Origin of the sequence: Paenibacillus sp. UNC217MF, from assembly GCF_000686865.1 — a bacterium.
In the GTDB taxonomy this organism is placed as follows: Bacteria; Bacillota; Bacilli; order Paenibacillales; family Paenibacillaceae; genus Paenibacillus_B; species Paenibacillus_B suaedae.
On record NZ_JMLT01000003.1, the window covers coordinates 71,901 to 96,683 of the forward strand.

The window sequence follows — 24,783 nt, forward strand, 5'->3', positions numbered from 1 at the left end:
CGTATGTGTTCTCTCTAGCTAGTACCAAATCATATTATACTACGAAATGCAACAAGGCATGCGCCTAAAGACGCATGCCTTTTCAACAATTATTTGAATTCTGCCACCAATTTGTCAAATTCTTCAGAAGAAAGGCGAATATTTTGCTTCGCTAACGGTTCATCACGGAATCCAGATACAAGATTCTCGTAGCTCTTCTTCGATTTATCTTGATAGATAAGACCTGTTATCATTCCATCTGTTTCCATTAACTTCGTCATTGCTGCGATCCGATTGGACGGATCATAGCCTTCTACGGATTCCAGATTGATGATGTTTTCCTTGAACCAGTCATACGTATTGATCTTGTTGAATGTTACGCAAGGGCTGAATACGTTGATTAAAGAGAAGCCTTCGTGCTTAATGCCTTCCTCAATCAGAGAAGTCAACTGCTTCAAATCACTAGAGAACGACTGTGCTACAAAGGTAGCTCCCGCAGACAGTGCAATCTCAAGCGGACTTAATGTGTTCTCGATTGCGCCATCTGGTGTACTCTTCGTCTTGAACCCAACCGCACTACGTGGCGAAGTCTGACCTTTCGTCAATCCATAGATTTGGTTATCCATGACGATATACGTAACGTTGATGTTCCGGCGAATCGCATGTACGGTATGTCCCATCCCGATTGCGAAGCCGTCTCCATCTCCACCGGATGCAATAACAGTCAGGTCACGGTTAGCTAGCTTCAACCCTTGTGCAATTGGCAGCGCACGGCCGTGAATGCTGTGGAAGCCATATGCATTGATATAACCGGAAATCCGACCAGAACATCCAATCCCGGATACAACAGCCAAATTCTCAGGTTCCAGTCCGACGTTGGCTGCCGCGCGTTGAATGGCTGCCTGAATTGAGAAGTCGCCGCAGCCAGGGCACCAGTTCGGCTTCACATTGTTGCGAAACTCTTTGAACGTTGCCATACTAGACCAACTCCTTGCTTTGTTTGTACAATTCCAAAGGCAGGAACGGAGTTCCATCATATTTATTAATTCGGCGAAGCTTCTCTCCGAATCCAACGTTCAATTTTACTTGATCAGCCAGTTGGCCAGTAGCATTGTTCTCAACAACGACGATTTGCTTCGCCTTCTGCGCATGCGGTGTGAACAGCTCTGTTGGGAATGGATAAATTTGACGAACCGTAATATGGTTGGTCTTTACCCCATCCGCTTCCAAGTGTCTGCGTGCTTCATCAATCGTACCGCCAGTGGAGCCCATGCCTACGATAAGTAGATCTGGTTCTTCATGCGGCACATCTGCGTGAATCGCATTCGTCACCTGCAGTCCATTCAGTTTGTTCAACCGTTTGTCCATCATCTTCTTGCGGTTCACTGCACTCTCAGACGGTCTGCCGATCTCGTCGTGCTCAACGCCAGTTACGTGGTGAAGTCCGCCTTTCTCCCCCGGAACAACACGTGGAGAAATTCCGTCTTCCGTAAGTTCATAGCGCTTAAACTGTTGATTCGCCTCTAGTGGAGGAACATCGCTCATCAGCTTACCGCGATCGATTATAATTTGCTCATAATCAAGCATCTCACAAGTTTGCTTACCGAGAGACAACTGCAAATCCGTCAAGACGATAACTGGACATTGGTACTGCTCAGCCAGGTTGAATGCCTCTACTGTATCGAAGAAGCACTCTTCTATTGAACTTGGCGCAATTACAATCTTCGGAATCTCACCATGCGTTCCGTAGATCATCGCGTTCATATCACTTTGTTCCTGCTTCGTCGGAAGTCCAGTACTTGGACCGCCGCGCTGTGTATTCACGATAACAATCGGAGTCTCCGTCATGCCAGCAAGACCGATTGCTTCCGTCTTCAGGGAAAGACCAGGACCTGCGGATGCAGTCAGTGCACGTACGCCGCCATAGTTGGCGCCAATCGCCATCGTAACTGCCGCAATCTCATCCTCTGTCTGAATAACCGTGCCGCCGAACTTCGGCAGACGCTTAATCAAATATTCCATAATCTCGGATGCAGGCGTAATCGGATATGCTGCCATCAGACGGCATCCTGCCGCTACCGCACCCAAGCCAATTGCATCGTTACCAATCATGAACAGCTTCTGCTTGCCGTCAGCCGGCTCCAGCTTGAAATCGTCAAGCGGACCGCCTGCTTGCTCCAGTACGAACTCCGCACCTCTACGTGCAGCTTCAACGTTCTTCTCCACAACTGCTGGACCCTTGCGGCTGAATTCCTCTTCAAGAGCTTTGTTGAAGACTTCCAGCGGCAATCCAAGCAATGCCCAAGATGCGCCCGAAGCAACCATGTTCTTCATGAGGGAAGCACCGAGTTCCTCAGCAATCGATGTGAAAGGAACCGCGAAGAGACGTGCATCCACACCTTCTGGAACGGATGGATTGAACTTGGCATCTGCGACGATAACGCCGCCTGGACGAAGTTCACCAACGTTCAAATCAATGGATTCCTGATCGAATGCAACCAAAATGTCCAAGTCATCCGAAATTGCGCGAATTGGCTTCGTGCTGATTCGAATCTTGTTGTTCGTATGACCACCCTTAATACGAGAAGAAAAATGACGGTACCCATATAAATAGTATCCAAGACGATTCAATGCCGTCGAGAAAATACGGTCCGTACTTTCTACGCCTTCCCCTTGCTGACCCCCGATTTTCCAAGACAATTGACTAATCAAGCTCGCCCACTCCTTTTGAAAGGTGACTCGCATATGCACCACGACGGATGCCACCAAAATTCGCTAAATTGTAACAAGTAAAATATTGTAATGGTTGAGTCACTCTCATTCTATGTGCAGAGGTTGGAAAAAGCAAGCGTTTTCGCCGATGTCCACGATAGCAAGATTCGATGGATATGATACCTTCATGAGATGAATGGACAATTATCCTTCTCGGGCAGGAAGGTTCGTCTTCAGAAATTGCAGAGCATTGCTATGAGCAATTCGATTGACAAATTCCGACGAATATCTACGCTCTATTGCTTCCAGCAAATTTCCGTACTGTCCAGCATGCTCCAGACCTTGAACTTTGTCATCAATGCCATCGAAGTCCGAGCCGAACATAATATGCTGTTCACCGCCGAGCTCGCAGATCCGATCAATATGGCGAAGCAGATGCTCAATAGTCACTTGCTGGCTATCTGCAATAAAGGCAGGTACAAAGGTGATCCCGATTCTACCATTCCGATCGATTATGGCTTTGATCTGTTCATCACTTAGATTTCTTGGGTGCTTACGCACATGTGCCGAATTGGAATGGGAAGCGAACACTGGACGCTCAGTAAGCTCTAGCAGTTCCCATAATGCTCTTTCATTCAAATGGGATACATCAACGAGTATCCCCAGCTTGTCGCATTCGCGAATAAGCTGCCGCCCTTTGTTCGTAAACCCAGCCTGCCTTGGCTCCATTGTTCCGTCCACAGCCCAGTTCGAATGATTCCATGTCAAGCCAAGAAAGCGAACCCCAAGCTCATATGCAGTCCGCACATACACCATGTCGCCTTCCAGCCCATCAGCGCCTTCTATAGACAGCAGAGCACCCGTTAACTGTGGCGAACGCTCCCAATGCTCTACATCTTCACGCCAGCGAATGAGGGACACATCAGGCAGCGAGCATATGCGTTCACGAAGCAGGTCAATACAGCGCAAGATTTGAGAAAATTGCGGCTGACCGCTAATCAATGCTTCTTCCAGAAATACCGCAAATACTTGCATCCCTACCTGACCGGTCTGCATGCGCGGCAGCGTAATATCTAATGCATCCTTGCTCATAAAATCCAACTTGCCTTCATACAGCATCTTGTACAGAACATCACAATGAAAATCAATGATCCGTTGGCTCATAATTCTACGTCCCCTTCTCAGCTTCTTTAGTTCTTAATCCGGTGAAGGCAGCTGTTTATGTTCTAGTTCTAGTTACCAAGCTGCGCTTGTCCCATTGCATCTCATCTCTAACCCATCTGCTCCCGAGGTAGAACAAAGCAAAAAACCTGCTTACGTTGTAAACAGGCTGAATAAATTCATTACTTACGCACCACTGTCGACGTATATTATCTGGGTTCAACTATCAGTTTGATTGCAGTCCGATCTTCTCCATCGATGACAATATCCGTGAAAGCGGGAACACAAATCAGATCCACACCGCTCGGCGCAACGAATCCCCGTGCAATGGCAACGGCTTTAATCGCCTGATTCAAGGCACCTGCGCCAATTGCTTGCAGTTCGGCTGCTCCCCGTTCACGCAAAACCCCTGCTAACGCTCCAGCTACCGAATTAGGATTGGACTTTGCTGAAACTTTTAATACTTCCATGGAAAGTACCTCCTCGGGATTGTTAAGGTTAGACTCCATTATTAAAACATATTCGTGAAAGTCCTAAAAATTCCTTCACAATGCAGATTCCTTCACTTCCTCACGATGAACCTGAGGCATCCTCCTAATGAAACAGATTCTGTGCATAAAAAAAGCGAGGCCCAGTGCCAACGCACTCACCTCGCTACGCTTTCGTATTCCTATTCCATGATCCAGTCGTCTTCGCGGACGCGGATCTTCTCAAGCTTAACTGCCTTGCCGGTTGTCTCATCGATCTCGACGACAAGTCCATGGAACTGCCATTTCCCTTCGTCAACGACGAAGCGGACAGGCAGCTGTGTCTTAAACTTGCGCAGTACAGCTTCCCGTTCCATGCCTAGTACGCCTTCCTTGGATCCAACCATGCCGACATCTGTTAAGTATGCCGTTCCACCTGGCAGGATTGTATCATCATTCGTCTGAACATGCGTGTGCGTTCCTACAACGAGTGATGCACGGCCATCCAGATGCCATCCCATCGCGATTTTCTCCGATGTAGCCTCAGCGTGGAAGTCAACAAGAATGGCACGCGGCTTCTTGCCAAGTGACTCAAGGATCTCATCTGTCTTGCGGAAAGGGCAATCAATCGCCGGCAGGAATGTACGCCCTTGCACGTTGACAATCACCAGTTCCTTGCCGTTGGCCTTAATGACCGCATGGCCTTGACCTGGTGTTCCTGGCGGGAAGTTCGCAGGGCGAATCATGCGCTTCTCGTCGTCAATCCATTCGAATATATCCTTGTTGTCCCACGTATGGTTACCCATCGTAAAACCATGCACGCCTAAATCAGCGAATTCCTTGACAATGGCCGCCGTAACGCCTCTGCCTCCTGCTGCATTTTCAGCATTCGCAATGATAATATGTGGGTTATGCTTTTGCTTGAGCGACGGAAGAAGCTGCTTCAAAGCCTTACGTCCTGTATTTCCGACGATATCACCGATAAACATTACTTTCATCTAGCCTGAGTCCTCCTTGCAGCAACCTCTATTCGAGCCTGATCGGTACGATCGATCGCAGAGGCCGCTTTATATCTCCTAAAAGGGAGAAGTGGCCTAATAAGGCCACTTCTCCAAATCCTATATGTGCATCTTACTTCGCATATTCAACCGCTCGGGTTTCGCGAATGACCGTAACTTTAATATGCCCCGGATAATCCAATTCGCCCTCAATTGTCTTCGTAATCTCGCGAGCGAGGCGATACGCTTCCGCATCATCAATCTTATCCGGCTGTACCATTACGCGAACCTCACGTCCCGCTTGAATCGCGTATGATTTCTCAACGCCCTCGAACGACTCCGAAATCTCTTCCAGTTTTTCAAGTCGTTTGATGTATGTTTCAAGCGTTTCCCTACGAGCTCCCGGTCTAGCTGCTGACAAGGCATCAGCCGCAGCGACCAGCATAGCGATAACGGATGTTGCTTCACAATCGCCATGGTGGGATGCGATACTGTTAATGACTACAGGATGTTCTTTATACTTCTTCGCCAACTCTACGCCAATTTCGACGTGAGATCCTTCAACTTCATGATCCAACGCTTTTCCGATGTCATGCAACAGCCCGGCACGTTTGGCTAACGTTACATCCACTCCGAGCTCTCCTGCCATCAAACCAGCAAGATAAGCCACTTCCATAGAATGCTTCAGTACGTTTTGTCCGTAGCTTGTACGGAACTTCAAACGTCCCAATATTTTGATCAAATCAGGATGCAATCCGTGTACACCGACTTCGAACGTAGCTTGTTCTCCGTATTCGCGAATACGCTCGTCCACTTCCTTGCGCGATTTCTCCACCATCTCCTCGATGCGTGCTGGATGAATACGTCCATCCGCAACGAGCTTCTCAAGAGATGTTCTTGCAATTTCACGGCGAATCGGGTCGAATCCGGACAGAATAACCGCTTCAGGTGTATCGTCAATGATGAGATCGATTCCTGTCAATGTCTCGAGCGCGCGGATATTGCGTCCTTCGCGTCCGATGATGCGGCCCTTCATCTCTTCGTTCGGCAATGCAACAACGGATACCGTCGTTTCTGCGACATGATCTGCAGCGCAACGTTGGATAGCCATCGTAATAATCTCACGAGAGCGCTTGTCCGATTCCTCACGAGCCTGCTGCTCGATTTCTTTAATCATTTGTGCCGTTTCATGACGCACTTCTTGCTCTACATTCGTCAAAATAATTGTACGCGCATCTTCCATCGTCAGATTCGAAATGCGTTCCAATTCTGTAACTTGCTGCTGACAAATTTGATCGACCTGTTCTTGTGTTTCTTCGATTCGTCTCTCTTTAGCAGCTACTTGTTCTTCTTTACGTTCCAGCGCTTCTAACTTTTTATCCAACGACTCTTCTTTTTGCAATAAGCGTCTTTCGAGTCGTTGAACTTCGTTCCGTCGTTCGCGGATGTCCTTCTCCGCTTCATTACGAAGCTTATGGATTTCGTCTTTTGCTTCCAACACCGTTTCTTTCTTCAGTGCTTCAGCTTCCTTGCGTGCGCCATCCATAATTTGTTCCGCGGCGTGTTCAGCACTCGTTATCTTCGCTTCGGCAAGCGATTTGCGAATCAGGTATCCGATTCCAAACCCCAAGAACAATGCGGCCACAACGAGAACGATCGCGAGCCAAAGTTGAACGTTCATTGCCTCACCTCCCGTTGGTTCCTCCAAGCACTGCTTGGGACAGGTTACATTTGTGGTTTTCAAGTTTCCCTATTCATTAATTAACTCAATGGACTGGCGCGAATACGCCAGCTTATGTGTATGCCTTGCGCATACACGGGCGTCGCCTTGAGGCGACAATCGGAAATCAGTAAATTGGCGAAATGAATCATTAGAAATCAATCTCTGGAAGAGGAGATTGATCTCGTGAAAATAAAGATACATGTTCATTTTATTATTCAAGAAAAGATATTGTCAAGCAAATGACGTGAGTGGTCATTTTATTATTCCTCGATGTCGTGGGAAACTTCCTCTTCTTCACTGCGCTCATCTGCTGCAGTGTAAGCTGCGCGCCTAGCCATATCCATTGGATAGCCTCTACGTGCAAGGAATGCGGCGACCTTCTGCTTGCGCAGATGCAGTTCTCCCTTTGTCTGCCGCCATTTTTTGCGAGCTGCGGTCAATGCACTGTCCCACTCTTCATCTGGGTCTATCGAATGAAGAGCTGTCTCAATATGCCGCTCTTGGACTCCTTTCTGCTTCAGCTCATGCTGAATCCATCGCCGCCCCTTCATATGTCGATTCAAGCGCTGATGCGTCCATTGCATCGCATATGATTTATCATCGACAAGCCACTCTCGTTCCAGACGATCAAGCACCTCTTGCACTATCCCATCCTCATAGCCCTTCTGAGCTAGCTTACGGGCGAGTTCAATGCGAGTACGTGGTTTGCGTTGCAAATACTTGATCGCCTGCACGTAGGCCTTATTCCCTTCGTCTGCGCGCAATATCTCCGTGAGCGAGTCCAGAGACAACTCAGTACCTTTCAATAACCGAAACTTTACCATCACATCTTCATGCACTTCTAGCGGTTCCGCTCCATCGAAATGAATCTTATAACGGCCTGCCTGCCTCTCGATTCGCTCTACACGAGTAATCGTTACGATGCGTTCGCTATCCTTCAAACGACTCTCCTCCATACAAATACATAGAAGCACCTTCGCTTAACGCGAAGGTGCTTGAGCTAACAACAAATTATTCGTCGTCACCTAATTCCAATTCAAGTGCATCATCGTCATCTTCACTGACACCCTTATCAGGGATTGTTGTAGTCAGATTGCTTGCTGCACGAATTTGATTTTCGATTGTAAGGGCAATCTCCGAATGTTCCTTCAAGAATTGCTTGGCATTCTCGCGGCCTTGACCCAGACGCTCTCCTTCGAAGGAGTACCATGCACCGCTCTTCTGCACGATATCCATCTCTGTACCAATATCGACGATGCTTCCCTCACGAGAAATACCTTCACCATACATAATATCGATGTCCGCCTGTTTGAATGGAGGCGCAACCTTATTCTTAACGACCTTAATCCGAGTGCGGTTACCAATCATGTCCGTACCTTGCTTAATGGTCTCAACACGACGCACATCAAGACGAACGCTGGAATAGAACTTCAAGGCACGGCCACCAGGAGTCGTCTCAGGGTTACCGAACATAACGCCAACCTTCTCGCGAAGCTGGTTAATGAAGATCGCAATCGTCTTCGACTTGCTGATTGCACCAGACAATTTACGCAAAGCCTGCGACATTAGACGTGCTTGCAGGCCGACATGGGAATCACCCATCTCGCCTTCAATCTCTGCTTTCGGCACAAGTGCAGCAACAGAGTCAATAACGATAATGTCTACTGCACCACTTCGTACCAATGCTTCCGCGATTTCAAGCGCCTGCTCCCCTGTGTCCGGTTGGGATAACAGGAGCTCATCGATATTAACGCCAAGCTTGTTCGCATATGCTGGATCCAATGCGTGCTCCGCATCAATAAATGCAGCTTGTCCACCTGTCTTCTGTACTTCTGCGATCGCATGAAGTGCAACCGTTGTCTTACCGGAAGATTCCGGTCCATATACTTCAATAATACGACCTCTCGGCAAACCACCGATTCCTAGAGCTATATCTAATGCAAGCGATCCACTTGGCACAATCTCCACTTGCATGTGATTGGATTCGCCAAGTTTCATGATCGAACCTTTACCGAATTGTTTCTCAATTTGACGCAAAGCCATTTCTAACGCAGCGCGACGATCTGACACAAACTCACTTCCTTCACTGATTCGTTTGATATATACATCATAACGTGTTTTATTCAGTTTGCCAAGCATTTTTTCGAACATACATTCGTTTTTCACGAACGTTTATTACTTTTATTTACATATTATCCACATACCAACATCTGGTGCACCAACAAAAAAAACCGCAACAAAGCGTGTATATACACTTCGTTACGGTTCTTCCGTATCTTATGATTCGATTGTATCCTCCACCACTACATTTGTCAACATTTGTTAATGGATATGTACAGTTCGATCCTGCAGCCTTCTCCACAATCGATACATAATAGCATATACAGTACGGCGGCGGATTCCTTCTCGATCTCCGTTCAAGCGAAGCTCTTCCACTACGATTTCCTTGCCCTTCTCCGCAATTGCAATATAAACGAGTCCTACAGGCTTCCGCTCGGAGTGAGCTGGTCCTGCTACGCCTGTTATGGCAACAGTGAAGTCTGTATCTGCAATATCACGCATCCCTTCAGCCATTGCCTTGGCTGTTGGCTCGCTGACCGCACCAGGCGCATTTTCACCCTCGAGCAGTTCATGAGGCACGCCTAGAATGCGCTCTTTCATCTCATTCGAATAGGTTACCGCCCCGCCGGCAAACACTTGAGAGCTTCCCGGAACAGCTGTGATCATGTCTGCAAACATCCCGCCCGTGCAGCTCTCAGCTGCGGACAAGGTCATGCCAAGCAGCGATAACTGCTCCACCAACACCTCTGGTAAAGATACATCCTTGGCAGCATACAAATGCATCCCCAGTCGGTTGTGAATTTCCTGTTCAACCTGATCAAGCTTCACATCTGCCTCGTGCTGATCTGTTCCTTTAACGGCTAAGCGAACGAGAACCTCGCCTTCCTTAGCATAGGTGGCAATCGTTGTGTCCGTCTGCTGTTCAATGAGATCAAGAAGAGTATTTTCCAATCCAGATTCACCTATGCCTGCGAACTTCAACATCCGTGTATATAAGGAAGACTGATCAATGAGTTGCTGGCTCTTCAACCAAGGAATCGCCTCATTATCGAGCATCGGCTTCATTTCACGAGGTGGTCCAGGAAGCAGTACATATGTAGTACCATCATGCCGCAGGGCATTTCCTACAGCAAGCCCAGTCGAGTTCTTCAGTACATCAGCACCGTCTATCACATTCGCCTGACGCTTATTGCTTTCGACCATATGTATGCCGCGCCCCGCAAACATCTCTGTCATTTTGACCATTGCGGGCTCATCATAGGTCATCTTGCGGCCCAACATCTCCGCGAGCACATCCTTCGTCAGATCATCCATCGTCGGTCCTAGACCACCCGTGAAGATAAGCAGATCGGAACGCTTGCATGCCGTTTCAATACATTGTCGAATCCGCACTGCATTATCCCCAACAACCGTATGATAGAACACATCTACACCAACCACTGCCAGTCGCTGCGAAATATATTGCGCATTCGTATTGACGATTTGTCCCAGCAGCAGTTCTGTCCCAACTGCAATGATCTCTGCTTTCATGCCAACCACCATCCCTATAAGTCGTTATCAAGCATTTTACAAGTCTATACATGCGAATAGGTGCCTCTTCCTGCCCGGAGAGCCGGAACTATGGAAAAAGCACCTATTGACCTATCAGCTTCCGTTATCAATCCGAAAGGTGAAGCACATTTTTATTTTTTACAAAGTAGTCAATTCCCGAGTATACGGTAATTAACGCTGCGACCCAAGTCGACAAGATGTCAAACCGGAAATGAACGAACGCAAATGGGAAATTGTTCAGCAGCATCGCTGCAATCGCCGTAATTTGGGTTGCTGTTTTCCATTTCCCCCACTTGCTTGCAGCAACAACAGTTCCTTCGAGCAAGGCAACTTGCCTTAGGCCAGTAACCGCAAATTCACGGCTAATAATAACAACCGCAATCCACGCATCACATTTTTGCATCTCAACTAGTGAGATAAGTACCGCCGCTACGAGCAGCTTGTCTGCAAGTGGATCAAGCAGCTTGCCTAAATTTGTAACCATTTTGCGTTTACGGGCGATATAACCATCCAATCCATCGGTACTTGCAGCAATAATGAAGATCAAGGCCGCAATAATCTGGTTGTAAGTAATCGAGAAACCCTCTAGTTCAATCGCAGGCAAATAATCAAAGTTCACCAATAGGAAGAACATCATTATTGGCACAAGAAAAATACGGACTAACGTTATCTTGTTCGCCAGATTCACGCGAGACCCTCCCCGGCTAAGTCAAATTCAAGCGCATGAGTAATTCTTACCTTGGCAATTTCCCCAATACTCAATGGCTGGCCGGAAATAAATACTTCCCCGTCAATTTCAGGGGCGTCGAATTGCGAGCGGCCGATGAACACATCATTGCGGCCATCGTAACGCTCAACAAGGACTTCCAAAATATCACCAATACGCTTTTCACTTACTTCTTTTGATACTTGGCGTTGAATTTCCATAAGGGTATTCGCACGCCATTCCTTAACATCATCAGGCACATGGTCTGGCAGCCTCGTTGCAGGCGTGTCCTCTTCGGAAGAATAGGTAAATACGCCAAGCCGATCGAACTTCATCTCCCTGATGAAGTCGCATAGTCTGTCAAAGTCTTCGTCCGTTTCTCCAGGGAACCCTACGATAATAGACGTACGCAGCGCTACACCAGGGATTCGTTCACGGATTTTGTTCACCAGCTCTCGTGAATCACGCTGGCGACCAGGACGTCTCATACGCTTCAAAATGCTATCTTCGCTATGCTGCAATGGCATGTCGATATACTTGCAAATCTTCGGATTGCTCGCAATCGCATCCATAAGCTCCTCAGTAAAAAATCCAGGGTATGCATAGTGCAGACGAACCCATTCCACACCCGGAATTTCGCTTACTTTATTCATTAACTCCGGCAGCTTGAAACCGTCGTATAAATCCACACCATAATTCGTGGAATCTTGGGCAATTAGGCTAATCTCCTTGACCCCTTGTCCTGCAAGCTGAGCTACCTCAGCAAGAATCGATTCCATTGTACGGCTGCGGAACTTACCTCTCATGATTGGTATACTGCAAAATGTGCAGTTATTGTCGCAGCCTTCGGCTATTTTGACATATGCCGTATAGCGCGGAGTCGCCACTTTGCGTGGAAGGATGCGATCATAATCGAATACGGGATTGCCTACACGAATTGGCCTGCTTCCTTGCAGGGCTTCATCAACAATATCATTGATTTTGTCAAAATCACCGGTACCAACGATACCGTCAATCTCCGGCATTTCATCAAGCAGCTGCTCCTTGTATCGCTGCGTTAAGCATCCAGATACAATAAGTGCCTTCAAGTCAGCAGTTTCCTTCAAATCTGCTAGTCTTAAGATCGTATTAACCGATTCTTCCTTAGCAGCATCAATGAATCCACATGTGTTGACGATGATTACCGTTGCTTCTTCTTCGTTTTCCACCAGTTCATATCCACGCTCATAAATTAAGCCGGACATAATCTCGGAATCAACCAAGTTTTTGTCGCAGCCCAACGTTACGATTTTAATCTTTTCTGTCATTTTACATCCCCCATAAGGCAGACTCCTATTGGAGTATTTTCACATCCGTATGTCTATGTACCTCATCAAGTATAATACAGGCATGACTTTGGAGTCAAAAAAACAAAAAGAGCCCAGCATCCTTCCCTCTTGCAGCTTAGTGATGATGGGCTGTCGTTTACCGATAATTCGTAAACTGTAGATCTAGTGGCAGATTTGCACCTCGTAACAGCGTCATAACAGCTTGCAAATCATTTTTACTTTTTCCAGTAACCCGAATCTGATCACCTTGGATCTGACTCTTTACTTTTAGCTTCGAATCACGGATCATAATGTTAATTTTCTTCGATACATCCTGATCGATTCCTTGTTTGCATTTCGCTCGCTGCCGCACCGCAGCAGAAGCTGCAGGTTCAATTTTGCCGAACTCCATATTTTTAATGGCTACGCCGCGCTTGGCCATTTTGGACTGCAAAATATCAATGACATTTTTCAGTTTGTACTCGTCATCCGAAACAATTATCACTTCATCCTTCTCAAGTGTAATTTTACTTTTGCTCCCCTTGAAATCGTATCGAGATTCGATCTCCTTCATTGCTTGTGTAATCGCGTTATTCATTTCCTGTAGATCCAACTTGGATACAATATCAAATGAACTGTCCGCCATCATTAGCTCCCCCTTCACAATACTGCTGTCAAATCAAACCCTTTGTATGTTCATAGTTATGTATATACACAAAGGCATTCTTACACAGACCTAAGCCTGCAAAAGAATGCCTCTGTAGCATGCGATTGTCTAAAAACGGACACGTGCTGGCGCTCGGAACATATCAATAATACCCAGCAAAATATGAGCCAGTCCGAAGCCTAACACACCGTACCCCCAAACACTTGGCGTCAAGTAATACCCTAACAAGCTGACCACAATACCTGCTCCGGTAACGATCCAACTGGTTGCCATCGCTCGACACCTCACTTTATTTTATTGGAGAATAACAATGATCGCCGCAGCTATTATTGTCTCCTCTCACAAAGTGAATATGTCATGTATCATGATGCAATTCACACCAAGTACCTAAGGGAAAGGCCGCTAGCTTAACGTGAGCCTTGGTTCGCATTGTTCGTTGAGGCTTGACCTTGCTTCTCCGTTTGCAGCTTCTGAGCTTCCTCATAAGATACCCACTGCAGACGAATATTTTTGGAGCCTTCGTTATCGGATTTCGTCAATGCTTCGCCGGCAACTGTTACTTCAATTGCTTTGGCGTAGCCTGCGCGAATGAACATGCCTTGTTCGGTCATATCGAACGTAACGGTCTGATCCTTCTCCAATGTTGCATAATGAAGCTTCTTCCCGCTGCTGTTCTTCTCATGAACAGCCAGCCAGCTTCTGTCTCCTGCCGCTTTAATTTCAACCTTCACTGGCGTGTTTGCTGGAGCCGATACGTTGTACACATCCTCAGAACGCTTGGAGGATTCCAACACGATGATTGGCTTCTGCTCCTGTTTCGGAGGTTCAGGCGTAGTAGGCTTAACCGGCTGCTGAACCGCTCCACCGGCATTGTTTTGTCCTGCTTTGTCGCCATTCGCCGCTCCATTTGAGCCTGTAGATGGATTTTGTGTCTCTGTAATATTCGTATCATCAGAAGTGTTATCCGTTGTGCTCGGATTCACTTTCATCACGACGAAGAAATATACTATGACACCAATAAGAATGATGAATGCCCATAGAAGCAGTGTCGATGCCCAGCGTCCGAATCGATCAGACGGCGCTTGTACACTACGTTTCTTCGTACGCATTAGCGGTTCAATTGTTGGCTCTGGTTCCGGCGTTGGGATGTCGTTGCGGTAATACTGCAATACTTCATCAGGATTCAAGCCTACCGTCTCTGCATACGTCTTCACGAAAGCACGTACATAGAACGAACCCGGCAGAACCTTATAGTCCCCTTCTTCAATCGCTTCCAAGTAACGTTTACGTATCTTCGTTGCTTCTTGCACATCATCCAGAGAGAGATTTTTCTCTACTCTTGCTTTTTTCAATAATTGCCCTAATTCTGACACAACTTCACCTCCTGTCCTTAATCCAAGCTGCACTTGCGTACTGCTTTATGTTAAATTTCATTATAATTTATCGTAAACGATTCATACGTAATTTCCTCATCCGGGTTATTGCGCAATTCAATAATATAATCGAAGAAATCATAACTATAGCCGGTTTCTTGAACAAATATGTCTGGATGCTCTATAACCTTCGTGGATGGCATGTTGATAATTTCATCTAGCAATACAGCATGCTTCTCATTTGAACGAATCGTGCTGACAATGCCATCGATAATAAAAATATTGTTAGGATTCAATTCTTCATCCGACATTTGGCTGCGTACGGTCTGCCTGAGCAGCGTCGAAGATACAAACGTCCAGCGCTTCATCGCACACACACTTCCAGCAATGATGGACTCTGTCTTGCCAACCCGCGGCATTCCTCGAAGTCCGATCACCTGATGCCCATCACGCTTGAATATTTCACCCAGAAAATCAACCAGCAGTCCAAGCTCATCCCTTGTAAAGCGGAATGTCTTCCGATCATCAGAATCGCGTTCAATATATCTGCCATGGCGTACAGCCAGAATATCAACCAACTTAGGCTGCCGTAGTGCGGACACTGTAATATTGTCAACCTTTTTCAGCATCTGCCCCATAATTTCGATCTTCTCATCATCATCCGTTTGTAGAAGCATTCCTCTTGTCTTGTCTTCCACACCATTAATCGTCAAGATATTCACTTCTAGCATACCAAGCAGCGAAGCAATGTCTCCAAGAAGACCAGGTCGGTTCTTATGTATCTTATATTCCATATACCACTGTTTGTACTCCATGACACACCTCATCCACGGTTATCCGCCGTTTTCCATTCTACAATACATGGGACACAAATTCCACCGGAGTATAGCTAAAAAACGAGAAAAAACGCAATACTTTCTTATTTTCTCCGATTAAGTACCATTATAGCAGGTTTTGAGCATGTATTCATGTCGTTTGCGCGTGGTTATGGGTATGAAAAGAAAGAAAGTTCGTACCAGAACTTCCTTTCTTTTGATATATGGACAAAATGACGAATTACCCGTTTTGATCAGCCAATTTTACCATCAAACGAGCAATCGTTTGCCGCTCTTCATCAGAGCCTACATTCCATAACTCCCTCAATGCACTTTCTTCTGCATTTTTAGGATCAACCTTTTCTTCCAGAAATGATCCGATCTCAAAAGCAAGCTTGGAAATCGTTTCTTCAGACATGCCTAGCCCTTTTGCTTGCTTGACACGCTCACCAAGAAACTTTTTCCACGAGTCGAAGTTTTCAAGTACTGATGACATGAGAACGCCCTCCTTGTGGCCTAGTGTGAATTCATCAGTCGTAATATGTGCCTCTGCCGCCGGAATTATACGTTCTGTCTGCAAACAGATCGCTTACATCTGCCATCCACCGTTGGGACTAATAATCTGTCCTGTAATATAACCGGATTCCGGCAATGCCAAATAGTAAATAAGGGAGGCTATTTCTTCAGGGGTTCCAAGCCGTCCTAACGGAATATCTTCTTGCAATGCCATTCGCTCTTGTTTATCCAGATGCTTCACCATATCGGTATCCACTACCCCTGGAGCTACTGCATTTACGGTTACACCAGAAGGAGCCAGCTCTTTGGCCAATGCTTTTGTAAACGCATTAACCCCGCCTTTGGCCATCGAATACATGACTTCACAAGATGCTCCAGTGATTCCCCAAATTGAAGATACGTTGATGATTCGACCGTACTTCTGCGTAATCATGTAAGGAGCGAACCGCTGGGTGCACATAAACATCCCCTTCAGATTGATATCCATGCAGTCCGTCCATTCTTGTTCTGTCACATCCGTGAACAATCCGTAATAGGCAACCCCAGCATTGTTAACCAAGATGTCGGGTGTAAACCCCAGTTCATCAAGCTTGTCCTTCATTCGATCTAGCTGTTCCATATCTCTAAGATCAGCTGAAATCGTCATTACTTGCGCCCCGTGATTGATGCATTTACGGGCCACCTCATTTGCTGCTTCATGTGAATGCAAATAATGAATAACAATTTTCATGCCGACTTGGGCGAAGCGCTCCGCAATCGCAGCTCCAATTCCTCGGCTTGCTCCGGTAATAAGAACAGAAGTATCTGACAATGCTTTCATACATGTTCTCCCCCTATGGACAAGTATTCTCTTTAGATAAAAAAAGAAGACGCACCTATTGATAGGCACGCCTTCGTATGTTACGGTTGTTCGACAATAGATACTGCCAGCCGATTCCAATCAAAATGATCTTTCAACCGTTGATGAACTTGTTCTAACGTTAGCGTCTCGTATACCGAAAGTATATCAAATAAATCGGTATCACGGAACTTATACTTCGTAAATTCATTGGCAATTGCTTCAGGTGAATTAAGCATGCGCAAGTATGAGCCAATCGCTTTGTTGCGAATACGCTCAAATGCTGCCTGCTCAAAGCCCGACGCCTTGCGTTCATCAATTAGCTCCTGCACCCGCTTCACTAGGCCATCAGGGTCTTTTGATTCACCGCCGATAATGGAGAATGCATAGTCCGGACTGCAGGTATATTCGCTGCCAAAAGAATCTGTCGTCAAACCCTCCTCATACAGGGTCTGATACAACTGCGAACTACTGCCCATCATCAAGTCCAGCATGAGGCGGGTTGTCACTTCGTATTCCAAAAGCGCTCTGCCCTCTAAGCCCGGACGCGGTTCCTTGCAGCCAAATAGACAACGCGGCAGAGAAACGGGCAGCTTCGCCACACGTCTTGCTTCCTTAACCTCTACAGGCTCCTCTTCAAAGATCCGGCGAATGTCGCCCTGTGGCTCGAATGATTTGGCCGCTTGATTGCTCCGCACAAGTTCGAAGATGCCATTCGGATCAACACCGCCTACAACGAACAGCAGCATATTGGAAGGATGATAGAAGGTATGGTAGCACGTATAGAGCGTCTCCTTCGTAATGGTTCCAATCGATTCGATTGTGCCTGCTATGTCGATATGTACAGGATGGATGTGGTACATTGCCTCAATGAGGCCGAAGTACACTCGCCACGCTGCATTGTCGCGATACATGTTAATCTCTTGGCCGATAATGCCTTTTTCTTTTTCTACATTTTCATCTGTAAAATAAGGTCTCTGCACGAAATCAATCAATGTCTGCAGGCTCTCTTCAATGTGTGAAGTGGAAGAGAACAAATAGACCGTACGATCAAATGAAGTGAAGGCATTCGCAGATGCCCCCTGTTCAGCGAACTTCGCGAATATATCCCCTTCTGGCTCTTCGAACATTTTATGTTCTAAAAAATGGGCAATCCCATCGGGGACTTGAACCTCTTCTTGTCCTTCTACTTGAAAGTGATTGTCGATGGAGCCATATTTTGTAGAGAATGTTGCGTATGTTTTCTGGAATCCCGCTTTTGGCAGCACATACACATCTAGACCATTGTCCATCCGCTCATAATATATAGTTTCTTGCAAATTGGAGTATTGACGTTGTTCCATCGATTAAGCCTCCTCCTTATTGCGCAAGAAATAAATGGTATCCAAGTGGAAGGTCTGCGCGACTTCTTGAATATGTGCAGCTTCAATATGCTCTACCTCATCAATGAGCTGGGATGTTGTGCGCTCTCTTCCCGATAACACTCGATTGAAATCAAAGCCAATCATCTCAAACGAAGAATCATCAATCTCCCGCAATTGATTCGCAATCATGGCCTTCGTCTGGCTAATTTCAAGCGATTGCAGCTGCCCAGCCTTCATCGCATCCAGCTGCTCGATAATAATTTGACGGGCTCTGTCGAAGTTCTCGAACTCAATACCTGACTGAATGGTACAAATACCCTTGTGGCCTTCAAAGCGAGAAGCTGCATAGTATGCAAGGCTGTTTTTCTCCCGTACATTTATAAACAGCTTTGAATGCGGGTAACCGCCTAATATGCCATTGTACATAAGCACGGCAGGATAAGCATCGTCCGCATACGTAATCGTAGATCGAAGCCCCATATTCATTTTGCCCTGGCTAACCTCCAAACGTTCAATGACGGTGTTCGGTTCACCAATACGTGGTACTGGAATAGAACGTGCATATGGTGTCTCCACGTTTCGATCGATACGGAATGAAGCCTCGACACAGCGTTCTACTTCTTCATAGGACGTATCTCCAACAACATATACATCAATCGCCGCATGCTCAAGCAGCCAGCGATACTTATCGGTTAAGGTCGCTGCATCAATTCCATCCAGATCGTCCCGATTACCAAGCGCATGCAGTCGATACGGTTCATTCTTGCACATTTCTTCCACACAGCGTTCTGCTGCGTAGCGAATTTTATCGTTGACAATAGATTCAATCCGCTGACGCACTGTCTGCTTCTCTTCTTCTACATACTTATTGCGCAATGTTCCATTGTCCATAACTGGTGCTGTAATGGCTTCACCCAAAAACTGAAATGCTTGGGCAAGCAAAGACTCAGATGAATTTACAAATGCATCATTAATAACGTCCATGCGGAACTGGATAATTTGATAATCTGCTCGCTTGAACACATCGAAGCCGAAGCCCGCTCCATACAGCTCATCAAGTCGCTCGCGGAACCGAATCGTCTCTGGATAAGAAGCCGTCCCTCTCCGTAATACAAAAGGCGTAAGTGCCGTACTCGTTACGGTATCCTCTTGAAGAGGAATGCCCACATACACAGAGATGGCGAACGTTTTGAAGCGCTTTGTCGGCATAACATGAACACGCATGCCTTTAACCTTTCCCCGTTCAAATGTCGGTTTGCTCACCATATCTAACCCCATTTCTTCCGTGATTGTCACGGTGAATTGCAACCATGTTGCATGTTATATTCAGTGATAATCCAATGTATACCTTCTCGCTTCCGTACACATATGATCAATCGTTCAACATCCCTAACATACCGAAATGGAAACAAAGAAGCAAATGGACTGAACGCCATTGCTTCTTCATCCCGCTTCTGTATGTAGCATCCCGTACCGTCTCATCTCAACCGTCGCTTCGGTCACTTGATTACATACAGAAGATATGTTTGCCGATTGTTTTGACTTGAGGTCGAGTCCAAATCCACTTCGAAGTTGCCGTCTCAGGGTTGAAATAGTACAGACAGCCACCAGAAGGATCCCAGCCATTAATGGCGTCCTTCACTGCTCGTTTGGCATTCTCGTTCGGTTCCAGCCAAATCTGTCCATCCGCTACTGCAGTAAATGCCCCTGGTTGAAAAATTACGCCATACGCTGTCTTCGGAAAGCTTGGCGACTTCACACGGTTCAATATTACCGCAGCTACAGCTACTTGTCCCTCATAAGGCTCACCGCGCGCTTCGCCATACACGGCATTGGCCATAAATTTTAAATCATTCTCCGACAACCCTAAATTGTTGGAGCCGCTAACATTATTATTTGTTGAGCCAGATGGCTTGTTAGGTGCCGTTCCTCCCGAAGTTTCAGGCTTCCAATTTTTTGTAGCTTTTACTAGCATTTCTTTGGTTTTGGATCCAACGATTCCGTCTGACTTCATTCCGAACTTCCATTGGAACCATGTCACTGCATTCTTCGTCGCGGGACCAAAGATTCCATCTGTCTTGCCATCATAGTAACCAAGGAATTTCAATCGACCTTGTAACTCCTTCACATCTTGGCCTTGGGAGCCTTGCTGCAGTGTTGCATTGCTAAATGTGGCTTCCGTCTTGCCCATATGCTTGTACTGGAACGCTCCAATTAGCATGAATACAATACATATCGTGATCCAAATCATCCGTTTTCTCATGCCTAACGTCTACCTCTCTCTTGTGAATTTAACAGGATTGGCAACATTATTATGAGATAACGGATAGAGATCTATGCACTTACAGCCAACACCTACTGCATAAGCAAAAGAGAGCGCAGGGCGCTCTCTTTCTGTATCCTATTTAGGATGAAATTTTGCTTTGTTGATATTGTTCCAATGTGATCAGCACTTCACGCGGCTTACTGCCCTCATGCGCGCCAATCAAGCCCTGCATATGCATATGATCAATCAGACGACTGGCGCGGTTATATCCGATGCGCATCCGGCGCTGCAGTAGCGATGCCGAGGCTTGCTGCGCTTCGAGCACGATTTGAATCGCTTGATCATACAACTCATCGACCGGTTCATCAGAAGCATGTCCACTCTCATCGATTTCCGGCACCAGCTCTTCGTTGTATTCCGCCTGCGCTTGACCGCTTACGAACCCAACGACTGCCTCGACCTCTTGGTCGGACAGGAATGCGCCCTGCACACGAATCGGCTTGGATGAGCCCATCGGTAGGAATAGCATGTCCCCACGTCCGAGCAGCTTCTCGGCGCCTGCCATATCCAGAATCGTTCGTGAATCCACCTGGGACGATACACCGAACGCGATACGAGACGGAATATTAGCTTTAATAACCCCGGTAATAACGTCAACCGATGGGCGCTGGGTGGCAATAATCAGATGGATACCAGCTGCACGCGCCATTTGAGCTAATCGGCATATTGAATCCTCTACATCATTGGCAGCGACCATCATCAAGTCCGCGAGCTCATCGACAATAATGACGATATAAGGAAGTACCTTGTCTGGCTCATCTGCAACCAGCTTGTTATACCCTTCAATATTCCGAGTCGCCGATTTGGAGAACAACTCATAACGCTTTTCCATTTCAACAACGATTTTCTTCAAAGCAAGCGAAGCGCGTCTTGGATCAGTAACGACTGGCGCAAGAAGATGCGGGATGCCATTGTATACATTCAGTTCTACCATTTTCGGGTCGACCATGAGGAACTTCACTTCATCCGGCTTCGCCTTATACAAGATACTCGTAATAATCCCGTTGATACATACCGATTTCCCCGAACCTGTAGCACCTGCAACGAGCAAATGAGGCATTCGAGCAAGGTTGCCTACAATCGGCGTCCCGGCAATATCACGGCCTAATGTAATGGACAACCGTGACGGAGCATCAATGAAAGTTGGTGTCTCCATGACCTCTCGCATCGTAACGATTGATACTTCATTGTTCGGAACCTCGATCCCAATCGCGGATTTCCCTGGTATGGGCGCTTCCATCCGAATGTCCTTCGCTGCTAAGGCAAGTGCGATATCATCAGACAGGCTGACAATGCGGCTAACCTTAACCCCAATGTCAGGTTGGATTTCATAGCGGGTAACTGCCGGCCCTCGAACGACCTCTAGTACCTTCGCTCGAACGCCGAAGCTCTCGAGCGTAGCTTCCAGCTTGCGAGCTGTCTGCATGAAGTCGGCTTGATCGCCGCCCTTCCCATTTCCCTGCTGCTTCGCAAGCAGGTTGAATGGAGGCATCTTGTACGGCTTCGGAGGCGGCTTTTGGACAACGACTGCCTGCCCTGAGCCTTCACCGTCACTGAGCAATCCATCTGTCTCCAGATGGATATCACCCTCATCACCTGTAAGCTCATCCGCATGGTTATGCTCAATCTGCCCGTGCTTCATGTCTTTCGACTTAGCTTGGTTCTCATTGTTCCAATCATCTTCAATGTCGTCTGCTGCCTCATCAATAGGAGAAGTGTGCGGCTTGGTAAATCCACTGATTGCTACATCCTCTTGGGAATCCGAATTATCAATATGATCGACGTCCGCAGTTGCTGTAAAATCACGGAACAATGGAGCATGGGATTGTTCGTCATCCTGTTCAATACGAGCAAGGAGTGCGTTCAGCTTCGAAGCTTTGCTTACCGTATTCATTGCAGCGGCTCCAGCCTCTGGCTGTATAGTGTGCTCTTCATTTAATCTAGCTGCGTGCGGCTTGCTTGTATATACAGCAGAACCTTCATTGTATTCTTCATCATCTTCTTTGGTGGCGAGGAATCGCTTCTTGCTTGCCTCACTGATTTTGCCGAATATCTGCATAAATACAGGTGTGCGGCCTTGTAAATTCTCATCATCTTCTTCATCATCAAGCGCATCATCGAGCATGTAATCGTCGTCTGCGTCCTTCTTCGCCGATTTACGCTGCTTGTTTTCCATTCGTTTGCGCTCATTGATACGCGCTTTGCGCTTCTTCTTCATGACAGCCGCGAATTTCTTCAATTGGGTGCGAATCAGCCTCACAAGCTCAACATAGGAAAGCTGTGTAGCCAGCATGAAACCAATGAAGAGCATGACGATGGTGAGCAGTTTTGTTCCTAATGCACCAAATAATACAAATAAGGTACAATAAAGAATTGCACCTATATATCCGCCGCTAATGTCTTTCTGCAGCATCGTTCCAGCCGTGCCTGTATCGGTTGCTTGCACGAGTTCTAAGTTCAAAGCATTATGTATGTCTTTCAATATGTATCCAGCACTTACTTCATCCGTTGCAGTTGGCAAAATACGTTGTTCTACCGCGTGCACGGTACTTATCATCGTCAAAGCAAGAATAATGACCATGATGCCGCTCTTGCGGGAGTTCCAGCCTGAAGGCCACTGGCGTTTAATCATTACCGACAATCCAATATATATGAACACGAGCGGTATGAAAAAGTACCATTTACCAAGCAGCAAGCCTGATATTTTAGATAAGGAGCGCCCGAACGCCGCCCCGCCAGCCAGCGCAATGACGGAACAGGTAATCAGCAATATGCCATAAATTTCGTATTTCAGGCTCTTGCTGAAGGATTGCTTTTTCTTCTTCTTACGGGCCAAAATGCCGTCACCTCCATCCCTTATTATAACACAGAACAACCGTTCTTCCTATGACCATTCCATAACAAGGGAATTGAGAAAAATAAAAAAGACAGAGCCGGGTAGGATCTGTCTAAATGAGAAATATGGATCAGTGTGGATCACGTGACCTCACATCGCACAAGATAACACTTAGCGTAGAGGAATAATCGTACCGGGTGAAAACCCCGGATCCAGAAAATCATGCATACTTGTGTCTTTCAGCAATCGTTCGATACGAACCGTCGTATTGTCAACCTGCTGTACAAGCAAGGTGCGTCCCTGCCACTGCATTTCGAAAAAAGACGGCTCCTTGTCAATCCCTTGCAGCACTTGCTCCATCGGAATAATTGTGTGCAGCATTATCCTCGCTCCTTTGCTGGCACATACATTGCCTGTGTACCAGTATGCTGCGGATTAGTCCCACACTGTCCACCTAATAGCATTGGCTGCTCAGACGTGTTGGCCTGATGTTCACAATGATTCGAATGTGCTCCATGCTGGGCATGCTCATGATGGCCTTGATTATGTTGTGCTTGTTCATGCTGGACGTGCTCATGATGACCTTGATTATGATGGCCTTGATCATGGTGCCCCTCCTTCGAACATCTCTCTGCACGCTTCTCTTCAATCAAGCGATTCAAATGCTCCAATGCAGTACCAATTCCGCCGACTTCATCAATTAGGCCATGCTTGACAGCATCCTGTCCGATTACCGTCGTCCCAATGTCGCGGGTCAGCTCGCCAGTTGTGAACATTAAGTCCTTGAATTTGTGTTCCGAAATATTCGAATGAGCTTTAACGAAGCGAACGACACGTTCCTGCATTTTCTCTAAGTACTCAAAGGTTTGCGGAACGCCAATGACAAGACCTGTTAATCGAATCGGATGAATCGTCATCGTCGCTGTCTCCGCGATTACACTCACATTGGCAGACACAGCAATCGGCACTCCTATACTGTGCCCTCCTCCAAGTACCAAGGTCACCGACGGCTTGGACAGGGAGGATATCATCTCTGCGATAGCCAGACCTGCCTCTACATCGCCACCAACCGTGTTCAATACGATAAGTACACCCTCAATTTTATGATTTTGCTCCACTGCGATAAGCTGAGGAATGACATGTTCGTATTTCGTTGTCTTGTTCTGTGGAGGCAATACGATATGCCCCTCAATCTGACCGATGATATTCAAGCAATAAATATTTGACTCACCAGTTGACGGAATCGATGCCGTCCCCAGCTGTTGGATCGTTTCTACCGTTGGCGGACCCTTGGGTAGCTGCTGCGGCTGTCCCTGTGGATCTAAAGGCTGTTCGTTCATCATGTTCCATTACCTCCAATTGACCGGTACAATGCCGTCATAG

The 24,783-nt window shown here is 46.8% G+C and carries 22 protein-coding genes and 1 pseudogene; all 23 read right to left on the minus strand.

Annotation, left to right across the window (positions count from 1 at the left end; translation table 11 throughout):
* Nucleotides 1-89: 89 nt before the first annotated feature.
* Nucleotides 90-956, minus strand: coding sequence for a 2-oxoacid:ferredoxin oxidoreductase subunit beta (locus tag BP95_RS0100380; protein ID WP_021256474.1), 867 nt, complete (start codon nucleotides 954-956; stop codon nucleotides 90-92).
* Nucleotide 957: 1 nt separating this feature from the next.
* Entirely contained in the window at nucleotides 958-2,691 is a 1,734-nt protein-coding gene (locus BP95_RS0100385) for a 2-oxoacid:acceptor oxidoreductase subunit alpha (RefSeq protein WP_028531177.1), read from the minus strand.
* A 204-nt stretch (nucleotides 2,692-2,895) separates the two neighbouring features.
* Complete coding sequence (locus tag BP95_RS0100390; protein ID WP_028531178.1) at nucleotides 2,896-3,855, minus strand: dipeptidase; 960 nt, start codon at nucleotides 3,853-3,855, stop codon at nucleotides 2,896-2,898.
* 206 nt (nucleotides 3,856-4,061) lie between these two features.
* Nucleotides 4,062-4,322, minus strand: coding sequence for a stage V sporulation protein S (locus BP95_RS0100395; protein WP_005550495.1), 261 nt, complete (start codon nucleotides 4,320-4,322; stop codon nucleotides 4,062-4,064).
* Between the two features lie 200 nt (nucleotides 4,323-4,522).
* Complete coding sequence (locus BP95_RS0100400) at nucleotides 4,523-5,317, minus strand: TIGR00282 family metallophosphoesterase (RefSeq protein ID WP_021256477.1); 795 nt, start codon at nucleotides 5,315-5,317, stop codon at nucleotides 4,523-4,525.
* A gap of 133 nt (nucleotides 5,318-5,450) precedes the next feature.
* Nucleotides 5,451-6,998 carry a ribonuclease Y gene (rny, locus tag BP95_RS0100405; RefSeq protein WP_021256478.1) on the minus strand — a complete coding sequence of 516 codons (1,548 nt, stop codon included), beginning with the start codon at nucleotides 6,996-6,998 and terminating at the stop codon, nucleotides 5,451-5,453.
* 302 nt (nucleotides 6,999-7,300) lie between these two features.
* A complete protein-coding gene (locus BP95_RS0100410) occupies nucleotides 7,301-7,981 on the minus strand; it encodes a regulatory protein RecX (RefSeq protein ID WP_028531179.1) in 681 nt (226 codons plus the stop codon).
* A gap of 70 nt (nucleotides 7,982-8,051) precedes the next feature.
* Nucleotides 8,052-9,110: a recombinase RecA gene (gene recA / locus BP95_RS0100415; RefSeq protein ID WP_028531180.1), complete on the minus strand. Its 1,059-nt coding sequence runs from the start codon at nucleotides 9,108-9,110 to the stop codon at nucleotides 8,052-8,054.
* A 252-nt stretch (nucleotides 9,111-9,362) separates the two neighbouring features.
* Nucleotides 9,363-10,631 carry a competence/damage-inducible protein A gene (locus tag BP95_RS0100420; RefSeq protein WP_028531181.1) on the minus strand — a complete coding sequence of 423 codons (1,269 nt, stop codon included), beginning with the start codon at nucleotides 10,629-10,631 and terminating at the stop codon, nucleotides 9,363-9,365.
* A gap of 127 nt (nucleotides 10,632-10,758) precedes the next feature.
* Complete coding sequence (gene pgsA / locus BP95_RS0100425) at nucleotides 10,759-11,340, minus strand: CDP-diacylglycerol--glycerol-3-phosphate 3-phosphatidyltransferase (protein ID WP_021262407.1); 582 nt, start codon at nucleotides 11,338-11,340, stop codon at nucleotides 10,759-10,761.
* Nucleotides 11,337-12,665, minus strand: coding sequence for a 30S ribosomal protein S12 methylthiotransferase RimO (gene rimO, locus BP95_RS0100430; RefSeq protein ID WP_021262408.1), 1,329 nt, complete (start codon nucleotides 12,663-12,665; stop codon nucleotides 11,337-11,339). Before rimO ends, pgsA begins: the two co-directional genes overlap by 4 nt.
* Before the next feature lie 157 nt (nucleotides 12,666-12,822).
* Nucleotides 12,823-13,314 carry a YajQ family cyclic di-GMP-binding protein gene (locus BP95_RS0100435; RefSeq protein ID WP_028531182.1) on the minus strand — a complete coding sequence of 164 codons (492 nt, stop codon included), beginning with the start codon at nucleotides 13,312-13,314 and terminating at the stop codon, nucleotides 12,823-12,825.
* A gap of 126 nt (nucleotides 13,315-13,440) precedes the next feature.
* Complete coding sequence (locus BP95_RS33430) at nucleotides 13,441-13,605, minus strand: hypothetical protein (protein WP_021256485.1); 165 nt, start codon at nucleotides 13,603-13,605, stop codon at nucleotides 13,441-13,443.
* Nucleotides 13,606-13,739: 134 nt separating this feature from the next.
* Nucleotides 13,740-14,705 carry a helix-turn-helix domain-containing protein gene (locus BP95_RS0100445; RefSeq protein WP_021262410.1) on the minus strand — a complete coding sequence of 322 codons (966 nt, stop codon included), beginning with the start codon at nucleotides 14,703-14,705 and terminating at the stop codon, nucleotides 13,740-13,742.
* 50 nt (nucleotides 14,706-14,755) lie between these two features.
* Nucleotides 14,756-15,520, minus strand: coding sequence for a DUF3388 domain-containing protein (locus BP95_RS0100450; protein WP_021262411.1), 765 nt, complete (start codon nucleotides 15,518-15,520; stop codon nucleotides 14,756-14,758).
* 241 nt (nucleotides 15,521-15,761) lie between these two features.
* On the minus strand, nucleotides 15,762-16,016 hold the full coding sequence (locus tag BP95_RS0100455) for a DUF3243 domain-containing protein (RefSeq protein ID WP_021256488.1): 255 nt from the start codon (nucleotides 16,014-16,016) through the stop codon (nucleotides 15,762-15,764).
* Nucleotides 16,017-16,109: 93 nt separating this feature from the next.
* Nucleotides 16,110-16,856, minus strand: coding sequence for an elongation factor P 5-aminopentanone reductase (gene ymfI, locus BP95_RS0100460; protein WP_021256489.1), 747 nt, complete (start codon nucleotides 16,854-16,856; stop codon nucleotides 16,110-16,112).
* Between the two features lie 80 nt (nucleotides 16,857-16,936).
* Entirely contained in the window at nucleotides 16,937-18,217 is a 1,281-nt protein-coding gene (gene yfmH, locus BP95_RS0100465; protein ID WP_021256490.1) for an EF-P 5-aminopentanol modification-associated protein YfmH, read from the minus strand.
* Nucleotides 18,218-18,220: 3 nt separating this feature from the next.
* On the minus strand, nucleotides 18,221-19,501 hold the full coding sequence (gene yfmF, locus BP95_RS0100470; protein WP_028531184.1) for an EF-P 5-aminopentanol modification-associated protein YfmF: 1,281 nt from the start codon (nucleotides 19,499-19,501) through the stop codon (nucleotides 18,221-18,223).
* Between the two features lie 244 nt (nucleotides 19,502-19,745).
* On the minus strand, nucleotides 19,746-20,501 hold the full coding sequence (sleB, locus tag BP95_RS0100475; RefSeq protein WP_021256492.1) for a spore cortex-lytic enzyme: 756 nt from the start codon (nucleotides 20,499-20,501) through the stop codon (nucleotides 19,746-19,748).
* A gap of 142 nt (nucleotides 20,502-20,643) precedes the next feature.
* Nucleotides 20,644-23,400: an FtsK/SpoIIIE family DNA translocase gene (locus tag BP95_RS0100480; RefSeq protein ID WP_028531185.1), complete on the minus strand. Its 2,757-nt coding sequence runs from the start codon at nucleotides 23,398-23,400 to the stop codon at nucleotides 20,644-20,646.
* Nucleotides 23,401-23,571: 171 nt separating this feature from the next.
* Entirely contained in the window at nucleotides 23,572-23,781 is a 210-nt protein-coding gene (locus tag BP95_RS0100485; RefSeq protein WP_021256494.1) for a YlzJ-like family protein, read from the minus strand.
* A gap of 251 nt (nucleotides 23,782-24,032) precedes the next feature.
* Nucleotides 24,033-24,743: pseudogene (locus tag BP95_RS0100490) on the minus strand (ClpP family protease); the annotation flags it as partial.
* Nucleotides 24,744-24,783: the final 40 nt, after the last annotated feature.